Raw genomic sequence first — 1,260 nt, forward strand, 5'->3', positions numbered from 1 at the left:
ACTGGCATTTTATGCAAACTTCTCAGATTATTCAAAATCTTGAAAAAGAGATGAAAGCGTTTGATAGATTTTCTAAGAAAGTGTATAATAAAAGTAGCAATATAGAAGGAGAAGTCTCATGGCAGTTAAAGATTTCATGACCCGTAAGGTAGTTTATATCAGTCCAGATACGACTGTAGCACACGCAGCAGATTTGATGCGCGAGCAAGGTTTGCACCGTTTACCTGTTATCGAAAACGATCAATTAGTCGGATTGGTAACAGAAGGAACCATTGCGGAAGCCAGCCCATCTAAAGCAACCAGTCTCTCTATCTATGAGATGAATTATCTTCTGAATAAAACCAAAGTAAAAGATGTAATGATTCGAGATGTCGTGACGGTTTCTGGCTATGCTAGTCTAGAAGATGCGACCTACCTGATGCTGAAAAATAAAATTGGGATATTACCAGTCGTAGACAATCATCAGGTCTACGGCGTCATTACAGACCGCGATGTTTTTCAGGCTTTCTTGGAAATCGCTGGATACGGAGAAGAGGGGATTCGTGTTCGTTTCATTACAGAAAATGAAGTCGGAGTACTGGGGAAAATTGTAGCTCTAATTGTAGAGGAGGATTTAAATATTTCCCATACTGTCAACATTCCACGTAAGGATGGCAAGGTCGTCATCGAAGTTCAAATTGATGGAAAAATCGATTTGATTGCATTAAAGGAAAAGTTTGAAAAAGAAGGAATTCAAGTGGAGGAGATCACTCATACCTCTGCCAAAGTCCTTTAAACAAGAGGCTATAAAGCCTCTTTTCTTCTGCCATCAAAAGCGGTGAAAAGCAAAATATGGAAAGAAATGAGAGATTATGGTATAATAAAACGATATGAAAAGGAGTATCTATGGACATTTCAGAAATTCGTCAAAAAATTGACGCAAATCGTGAAAAATTAGCTTCTTTTAGGGGGTCTCTTTGACCTCGAAGGCTTAGAGGAAGAGATTGCCATCTTGGAAAACAAGATGACAGAACCTGATTTTTGGAACGATAATATCGCGGCCCAAAAAACGTCGCAAGAATTAAATGAATTAAAAAACACCTACAACACCTTCCGTAAAATGGAAGAGTTGCAGGATGAAGTTGAGATTTTATTGGACTTTTTAGCAGAAGACGAGTCAGTCCATGATGAACTGGTCGAACAGTTGACAGAACTGGATAAGATGATGACCAGCTACGAGATGACCCTTCTCTTGTCAGAACCTTATGACCATAATAATGC

At 38.8% G+C, this 1,260-nt stretch carries 1 protein-coding gene and 1 pseudogene; both read left to right on the forward strand.

Annotated features, from left to right (window positions below; all coding sequences use genetic code 11):
* Positions 1 to 118 precede the first annotated feature (118 nt).
* The gene (locus GMD1S_RS07805) at positions 119 to 775 is read left to right on the forward strand and encodes a CBS domain-containing protein (protein WP_000268642.1); all 657 of its coding nucleotides are present in this window, start codon (positions 119 to 121) and stop codon (positions 773 to 775) included.
* 110 nt (positions 776 to 885) lie between these two features.
* A pseudogene (locus GMD1S_RS07810) lies at positions 886 to 1,260 on the forward strand (PCRF domain-containing protein); the annotation flags it as partial.

Source organism: Streptococcus sp. GMD1S (assembly GCF_000296875.1).
Lineage (GTDB): Bacteria > Bacillota > Bacilli > Lactobacillales > Streptococcaceae > Streptococcus.